The following is a 7,798-nucleotide window of genomic DNA, read 5'->3' on the forward strand; positions in this document are numbered from 1 at the left end:
CGGCTAAGATTGGCGATGGCGGCATCGCTGACGTCACCCGACGGAATAACGAGTTGGAGGCGAGCCTAACCGGCTAATTGGAAAATGCTTATGAGCGACCAGTCTCTGATCGAAATGACAGATATCGGCAAGACCTATGGCAGCCACACGGTCTTGCGCAATGTCAACCTTGACATCGGCCAAAACGAGTTTCTTGTGGTAGTGGGTCCCTCGGGCTCCGGCAAAACCACAATCCTTCGCATGATTGGCGGATTTGTCGAACCAACGAGCGGGGACATCCTTCTGAACGGATCGCGGATCAACGGCATCCCAGTCAATCGCAGGCCGTTCAACACTGTCTTCCAGGACTATGCCCTTTTCCCGCACATGACGGTTGCTGCCAATGTCGGCTATGGGCTCCGGGTCAAAGGGCTCCGCGCCGACGAGATCAAGAAGCTGGTTGCGCAGACGCTTGATCTGGTAGGGCTGGGCCAGCTCGGGTCACGCTACCCTGCGCAGATGTCTGGCGGACAGCGGCAACGAGTGGCACTGGCGCGTGCCCTTATTTGCAAGCCGCGACTGGTCCTGCTGGACGAGCCGCTCGCCGCGTTGGACGCCGGTCTTCGCCACCAGATGCAGACGTTCCTGAAATCCATTCAGCGCGAGATCCAAACCTCATTCCTGTTCATCACCCACGACCAGGAAGAGGCCATCAGTCTGGCCGATCGCATTTGCGTCATGGATCACGGGGAGGTTGTGCAGGTGGGCCGGCCGGAAGAGGTCTACTATCGACCTTGCAATCGCTATGTCGCGGATTTCTTCGGCGACAACAATCTCGTTGACGCGCAGGTGAGGACAGTCAACGGCGATGGCATCGCGGTGGAGACGCCATTTGGGATGGCGGTGGCTCGGGGCGATCAAGGGATTCATTTCAACGCCGGCGAGGCGGTGACGCTTGCGGTGAGACCCGAGAACGTTGAGCTTCTCGGAGCAAACGGATCCGCACCGGCCGGGCACGTCAAATCAGTCTCCTTCGTGGGGCCGTTGTCGCTCGTAGAAGTTGAATCGACCAAGTCGCCCGGTGCGACCCTGCACGTTAAGCAACTCAGCAGCCAATTGGCTGCGCCGTTCAAAATAGGCGCCGGCGTGACAGTCTCATGGAAGGGTAAAGAGACGTGGGTCATCCGCAAGTGAACTCAAGGAAAACCCCAGGGCTGGGATCCGCCGGAGAGGCCCGGCTAATCAATAGCCTCGTTATCATCGCCTATGTCTTGCCGATCGCTTTGATCCTAGGGCCATTTTGTATTTTCTTTGTCGTAAGCTTCGGACGCGTTGAGGCCTCCGCCGTCGTTATCGACTTCAACCTGTCGAACTACGTTCGGATTTTGGCGGACTCTACCGTCCGCATGGTCATTGGGCGGACCCTCGTAATAGGCGTTGCGACAGCCTTTGTGTGCACTCTGGTGGGCTTTCCGGCCGCCTATCTGATGAAGATTCTTGGCCCGACGCGGCGCTCTCTTTTGATGGTGGCGTTTGCCGTGCCTTTGTTGATGAGCTACGTCATCAAGATCTACACAGTCCGCAATCTGCTTGGCACAAATGGCGTCGTCAACCATTTCCTGATGGCCTCGGGCCTTGTCTCCCAACCGCTCGAATTCTTCACGCTAAGCTACTACGGGGTCTTCTTGACCTTGACATCGGTGTTGCTGCCGTTTGCCGTTTTTCCGATTTTCCTGTCCCTTGATCGCATTCCGGCAAGCTTGGTCGAAGCGGCCGCCGACCTGGGCGCCAGTCGCACGCGCATTTTCTGGACGGTGATATTTCCGTTGAGCCTGTCGGGGGTGGCAGTTTCGCTGACATTCACCTTTGTGCTGGCGATCGGTGATTTCATCACCCCGGAACTGGTTGGCGGGCCTAACGGATTCACACTTGGCCGCATCATCTTCAGTCAGTTCGGTCTTGGCTTCAACTGGCCGTTCGGTGCCGCGCTCTCAATTTTCATGATGATGATTGTCACGGTGGCTCTGGCATTGGCTACCCGCATCCGTCCACCTGGAAAGGTGACATTTTGAAGTCCGCACGCTCCACGGTCGTCGTCCTTTGCGCGGGGACGGCGCTGATCTTGGCTGTCCTTTACGGGCCGATTCTCATGGCCATCGTTACCGCCTTCGTGCCGATCCGCGGCGGCGTGTTCCAATGGGATCAGGTTTCCATCGTGGCGTTTGAGAGCATCAGTGGCGACATTGTCGATGCCCTGAAATTGACCCTGATCGTCGGGTTTGTCGCTTCCACGATCGCGCTGGCGATCAGCACCGGAATTGCTCTTTACTGCGCACCAGGAACTGGGTTGGGCAGAAAGTTCATTGAGTTCCTGATCTTCCTCCCATTTGTAATGCCTCCTATCATTACAGGGCTCGCTCTGCTGATTTCCTTCCGAGAGGCCGACGTCCCGAGGTCGCTTTTGACTGTCTTGGTTGGCCATATAACGATCTTGCTGGCGATCGCCTATCGGACCATCGTGACGAGGCTACGCGAAATGGGCGCTTCCCTGGTCGAGGCGTCGCTCGATCTGGGTGCCAGCCGGCTTCAGACTTTCTGGTGGGTTGTGCTACCCAATCTCAAACCGGCTCTGATGGCGTCATTCGTCCTATGCTTTGCGCTATCGTTCGACGAGACCATGGTCACTCTGCTTCTGACCGGTGGCCAAAGCACTTTCCCAGTTCGGCTTTGGGGCATGATGCGCCTTGGCTTCTCGCCCTCGATCAGCGCCCTGGTCGTCTACATTCTCGCCATTAGCACGGTATTGAGCCTCTTCCTCATCAGGCTTTTTATCCCCGCACGCTCCAATGCGGCCGCCTAAAAACGAACTTGGCCGTTGAGCCCGGTGGCCATTATAAAGACACCCGGCCCGAAGGCCTCGGCGGCGAGGAGGAGCCCTTCGGTCCGCTCGCACCATTCTTTCGCTTCAAGGACGAGGCGGACGTTATCGCTCAAGCCAACGATATCAGATTCGGACTTCCCTCCTAAGTCTATGCCAAAAATCTTCGCGGCTGGTTGGCGCGGCCTTAGGCCGCGCTCGCTATCCTGGCCGCAAAGTCGCGATAGGTGTGCAGGGGGCGGCCCAAAATACTGGTCAGCCGTACAACGTCACAGGCCTCCGGGACCATGCCGTCGCTGACATAGCGCTCGGCCATCAGGCGCATCTCGTAGGCCGTCCATTTTGGCATGAAGCTCGCCATTTTCTGCTCGAACGCGCCGGGATCGTCGCCGCCATAGACCACCGGGCGATCCAGAAGGTCCGACCAGATCCTGGCCACGTCGGGGCCGGTCAGCGTGTCGGGCCCCACCACGTTGATGGTCTCGACCGGCAGCTTGCCGGGCGCGGAGTCGCGGCGGATCAGCTCGATCGCGGCTACTTCGGCGATGTCACGGGCGTCGACCATGGCTACGCCCTTGCTGCCAATCGGCATCGGATAGACGCCATGCTCCATAATGACGTCCTTTACCATCGACTCGTTGTCGATGAAGTAGGTCGGACGCAAGATGGCGGCGCTGAAGTCCATCTGCACCAGCATGCGCTCGGCGCCGAACTTCACGGCGAAGTGCGGGACGTTCACCGCCCGATCGGCTTCGAACACCGAGAGATAGACGACATGGTCGACGCCCGCTTCGCGAGCAACGTTGAGTGCGATGATCGCCTGGGCAAATTCGTCACCTGTGACGGCATTGAGTAGGAAGAGGGTGCTCACGTCTTTGAAGGCGCTGCGCAGCGCATCGACGTCGAGGAGATCACCCTTGGCGACGTCCACACCGGTCGGAAAGCTGGCTTTCGCGGGGTCACGGGTCAGCACACGTACCGTCGCGCCGCGCTGAAGGAGTTGGTCGACGACATGGCGGCCGACGCGGCCGGTGGCACCTGTAACAAGGATGGTCATTGGGGTTCACTTTCTGTTTGAGTTAAAAGGCACGCTCAAAATGAGTGATCCACATACATCCCGATAGGTGGTATGTTTGGACAGGTCGTCTCATAGGTGGAACAGAAAAGAACAAGATCGTGGATATTGTCGCTCTTGCCGACTTCAACTTAGTGGCCCGCCACGGCGGGTTCGGAAAGGCCTCGCGCGCCGCCGGCCGGCCAAAGGCCACCCTTTCCAGACGCGTGGCCGATCTCGAGGCAAGTCTTGATCTGCGCCTCTTCGAACGTGGTGCGCGGACGCTCAAGCTCACGGAGGAGGGACGAGCCCTGTTTGAACGAACGGGCTTTCTGCTCACGGAACTTGATGAGACGGCGAAAGCGATCGCTTCGGGCGGCCGTAGCCCGCGTGGTCGGCTACGCATCAGCGCGCCACTGCTCTTTTCTCAGACCGCGGTCGGAAAGCTCGCGGCCGGCTTCGTCCTTAGATATCCGGAGGTTCGGTTGGAGATCACCACGGAAGATAGGGCGGTGGACATGATCGAAGAAGCCTACGACCTCGTCATGCGGGTCAATCCGGAGCCGGATGCCACCCTTGTTGGGCGAGTGTTCCTGCGCGATCGGCTGGTGGTGGTGGCCAGTCCGCACCTGCCGCCCCCTGCCTCTGGGCGTCCTGTTCCCGCGATCAGTCGAGGCTCGTTGAACGATTCCGAAGCCTGGCAAGTCACGACCTTGTCCGGCAAGTCGACGATTGACGCCAAGCCAGTGCTCAGCCTGGCGTCGTTCGTCATGGTCCGGGATGCGGTGCGCATGGGGCTTGGCGCCGCGCGCCTCCCGTTGTCGCTTGCCAGCGGCGATTTGGCTGCCGGCAGGCTAGTGCATTGGGGGGATGTGTCAGGGCCCGAGACGGCGCTTTGGGCTCTTTATCCCTCGAGGCGTTTGCTCAGCCCCCGCGTGTCAGCGTTCCTCGACTACTTGAAAGAAGCCTTTCCGCAAGGGACGGCTGATGAATTGGCAGGCTATGTCGCGGACTGAACATCCCGGCCACCCTTCCCTATGAACCCAGCTCTGCTTCGATCAAAATGTGAGGGGCAGCAGATCAAGCCGACGGTACTTTTCGGCGCGACTTAACGTCCAGAAAGTACCGTCCGTTCTCGGCCTGACGCTTTTTGCAGGCCAATCTGAAAGCGCTCCCGATTGAGATCGGATGCAAGTGAAAAAAGTTACGGAGCAATTTAAGCAGACGTTCTGGACTGTTTGCCTACCGGGGTGGAGTCTGGCGCGCAATGCTTGAGCTTCAGCCGGAACTAAAATGGCATTGCCCTCCGATTCAGATTTCCACGCCCGCGAAACGCTCCGCCCGATCGGCCCTAATCCGCAGAACTGGGTGTTGGATCGGGAAGGCATCGACCACAGCAGCACAAATCTTCGCCAGTCCTCGATCTGCCTTCTGGAAGCGTTCGGCTAGAGTCACGATCGGTGTCGACCAAACGAGGTCGTACAGTTCTTGTCTGGTGAAGGTGCGTTGCATTTTTGGATATAACGGGGATTTGGTGGGGTTGCGACACCCCAGTCGCAACGCTGCTCAAAGTCAAGCAAGGGTGCACAGTTCTGGCCCCACGACGCCAGCACTGTTCCCTGTTAGGCTGAGTTCATTTCCCTGATATGCCGGTAGGGAATTCTCCGCCAAAGCATTGAAACTGCGCCAGGATTTCAGGTTCGAATTCCTGCTCGAGGCGAAAATGACCGAAAATTCGCTGTTTTTCGGCACCTAACAGGGAAAATGGGACAGAGACCGGTTCGCAGGTGACTGGCAGCACCACCATAACCTTTGATTTCGTTGCCGAAAATTGAGCGAGGCCAGAAACTTCCGGGCCCGTTGACGGGCTGGGCAAAAGGCGATCCCCGCGTTTGCTCCCGTCAAGTTGGAGGCGCAGCACCATCGAGTGACTAACCACCATTGCCCGGACGACACAAGCCTACACTGCCGCTGCATGCCCATGCTGGAAGGCCAAACTCGGGGCCGCCACTTGTTACCGTTCGCTTCCGGCCGCTGCTCCAGATTGTTGGGGCAGCATCTTATGAAGCGAGGTGAATAGCAGACGGCAACGAGTTGATGTCCTTGATCTCCAAGGTTTATTAGACCGCCGGCTCGGACCTGGAGGGCACGCGCCTCTGACCTCCTGGGAATCGGTCAAGATGCGCATTGCGCTCGTCCGTTTAACTCGTCGCATCCCCACGAAGGAGTTGGAGAACATAGCGCTTGGCGCCCTGTACCGCCGCCTCCAACGGCAGACCTTGAGCTAACGATGCGGCGATGGCGCTGGACAGCACGCAGCCGGTGCCACGCATCCCCCCATGGACGCGAGGCGCTTCGACCCGAACGGCGCGACGGTCCGGCTGCATGAGAAGGTCATTCGCTTGATCTCCGTGCGCGTGCCCGCCCTTGACGAGCACGGCGGTCCGCGCCGTCGCCAACAGGTCCTCGCCTTGAACGCACGCGCCTTCTTCGTCCTTCGCAGGGTCTGCTCCCACCAACGTTGCCAGCTCGATCAGGTTGGGGGTCACGAGCCGGCAGAGCGGCATCAGATCACGGCGCAACACGTCGACGGCATCGTCCTCCAGCAACACGCGTCCCGAGGTCGAGGCAAGCACAGGGTCGAGGACCACCGGCACCTTCGGATGGGCCGCCAGGACAGAGCCGACCGCCTCAATGGCTGCCGCCGTCCCCAGCATGCCGATCTTGACCGCTGCGACCGGATTGGCAGCAAAGGCAGCGCGCATTTGGGCGGCGATAAGCTGCGGCGGCATCTGCTCGATATGTTCGACGGCCGAGTGCGTCTGGACGGTCACGGCCGTGACGGCGAGGCAACTGCGCAGTCCAAAGGCAGATACGGTCTCGACGTCTCGGGCTGTTCCCGCGCCGCCACTTGAATCGCAGCCGGCGACGATCAGCACATGCGGCGTCAACGCCATTGGGCTGTCGCCGCCAGCCATTCAGCTGTCCGCGCCTCGGGGTGCGTGTTGCGGGTGATGTCGGTGACGACCGCCGCACTTTGGGCGCCGTGCGCGAAGACACCGGCTACGCGCTCGACGGTGAGCCCGCCGATGGCGACAAGCGGAAGTTCGCCTACGCGCTGCTTCCAGACAGCGACGCGATCCAGCCCCTGCGGATCCCATTTCATCGCCTTGAGAATGGTCGGGTAGATCGGTCCGAGCGCGACATAGTCCGGCTCGGCTTGGAGCGCTGTTTCGAGTTCGGCGCCGTCGTGGGTGCTGAGGCCCAGCCTCACGCCCGCCCTGCGGATCGCCTTCACATCAGCCTCCGCCAGATCTTCCTGGCCAAGGTGAACGAAATCGCAATTTTCCTCGATCGCAACACGCCAGTAATCGTTGACGATGAGCTGGCAGCCGTGGCGGTCACAGACTGCCTTCGAGGCGCGAATTTCCCGGCGCAGCGAAGCTTCGTCCTGGTCCTTGATGCGCAGCTGCACCAGCCTCACGCCGAGCGGCACCAGACGTTCGATCCAGGCGGCGGAATCGACGATCAGGTAGAACGGATCGAGCTTCATGAGAATGCTGCCATGCCGATGACGGGGGTGGAGGGAACGGCCATGTCGCGCGGCTCGAGCAGGCCGGCGCAATAGGCCTCGCGGCCGGCCTCGACCGCCGTGCCAAAGGCCGCGGCCATGGCAACAGGATCGCCTGCCTTGGCGACAGCGGTGTTGAGCAGCACCGCGTCGTAGCCGAGCTCCATCACGGCCGCGGCATGCGAGGGCCGGCCGATGCCGGCATCGACGATCAGCGGAATGCCGGGGAAATGGCCGCGCAGGCTTCGCAGCGCATCGAGGTTCTGCGGCCCGCGGGCGGAGCCGATCGGCGCGCACCAGGGCATCAGGAGCCTGC

General features: G+C 60.3%; 9 protein-coding genes and 2 pseudogenes. 6 read left to right on the forward strand and 5 right to left on the reverse strand.

Going from position 1 to position 7,798, the window contains the following annotated elements:
- Positions 1-90: 90 nt before the first annotated feature.
- The 4 genes and pseudogenes from EOA32_RS11455 to EOA32_RS11470 all read left to right on the forward strand — a co-directional run.
- Positions 91-1,173, forward strand: coding sequence for an ABC transporter ATP-binding protein (locus tag EOA32_RS11455; protein WP_245499244.1), 1,083 nt, complete (start codon positions 91-93; stop codon positions 1,171-1,173).
- Positions 1,155-2,051: an ABC transporter permease gene (locus EOA32_RS11460; RefSeq protein ID WP_128371801.1), complete on the forward strand. Its 897-nt coding sequence runs from the start codon at positions 1,155-1,157 to the stop codon at positions 2,049-2,051. The genes EOA32_RS11455 and EOA32_RS11460 overlap by 19 nt, the downstream gene beginning before the upstream one ends.
- The gene (locus EOA32_RS11465) at positions 2,048-2,839 is read left to right on the forward strand and encodes an ABC transporter permease (protein ID WP_245499245.1); all 792 of its coding nucleotides are present in this window, start codon (positions 2,048-2,050) and stop codon (positions 2,837-2,839) included. Before EOA32_RS11460 ends, EOA32_RS11465 begins: the two co-directional genes overlap by 4 nt.
- 65 nt (positions 2,840-2,904) lie before the next feature.
- Positions 2,905-3,003: pseudogene (locus EOA32_RS11470) on the forward strand (aldehyde dehydrogenase family protein); the annotation flags it as partial.
- A 41-nt stretch (positions 3,004-3,044) separates the two neighbouring features.
- On the opposite strand, the gene EOA32_RS11475 reads toward EOA32_RS11470, so the two are convergent.
- Entirely contained in the window at positions 3,045-3,914 is an 870-nt protein-coding gene (locus tag EOA32_RS11475; RefSeq protein WP_128371802.1) for an NmrA/HSCARG family protein, read from the reverse strand.
- A gap of 119 nt (positions 3,915-4,033) precedes the next feature.
- Here EOA32_RS11475 and EOA32_RS11480 point away from each other — a divergent pair, with 119 nt between their 5' ends.
- On the forward strand, positions 4,034-4,927 hold the full coding sequence (locus tag EOA32_RS11480) for a LysR substrate-binding domain-containing protein (RefSeq protein ID WP_128371803.1): 894 nt from the start codon (positions 4,034-4,036) through the stop codon (positions 4,925-4,927).
- A gap of 277 nt (positions 4,928-5,204) precedes the next feature.
- On the forward strand, positions 5,205-5,360 hold the full coding sequence (locus EOA32_RS38550; RefSeq protein ID WP_189407078.1) for a hypothetical protein: 156 nt from the start codon (positions 5,205-5,207) through the stop codon (positions 5,358-5,360).
- A 184-nt stretch (positions 5,361-5,544) separates the two neighbouring features.
- Here EOA32_RS38550 and EOA32_RS11485 read toward each other — a convergent pair whose 3' ends face one another.
- From EOA32_RS11485 to EOA32_RS11500, 4 genes and pseudogenes are all read right to left on the reverse strand, one after another.
- Positions 5,545-5,835, reverse strand: coding sequence for a hypothetical protein (locus EOA32_RS11485; protein ID WP_128371804.1), 291 nt, complete (start codon positions 5,833-5,835; stop codon positions 5,545-5,547).
- Positions 5,836-6,112: 277 nt separating this feature from the next.
- A complete protein-coding gene (locus EOA32_RS11490) occupies positions 6,113-6,868 on the reverse strand; it encodes a hydroxymethylpyrimidine/phosphomethylpyrimidine kinase (protein WP_128371808.1) in 756 nt (251 codons plus the stop codon).
- A complete protein-coding gene (locus tag EOA32_RS11495) occupies positions 6,859-7,464 on the reverse strand; it encodes a thiamine phosphate synthase (protein ID WP_128371805.1) in 606 nt (201 codons plus the stop codon). Before EOA32_RS11495 ends, EOA32_RS11490 begins: the two co-directional genes overlap by 10 nt.
- Positions 7,461-7,798: pseudogene (locus tag EOA32_RS11500) on the reverse strand (thiazole synthase); the annotation flags it as partial. The gene EOA32_RS11495 and the pseudogene EOA32_RS11500, both read right to left, overlap by 4 nt.

The organism is Mesorhizobium sp. M1A.F.Ca.ET.072.01.1.1 (genome assembly GCF_004023325.1).
Taxonomy (GTDB): domain Bacteria; phylum Pseudomonadota; class Alphaproteobacteria; order Rhizobiales; family Rhizobiaceae; genus Mesorhizobium.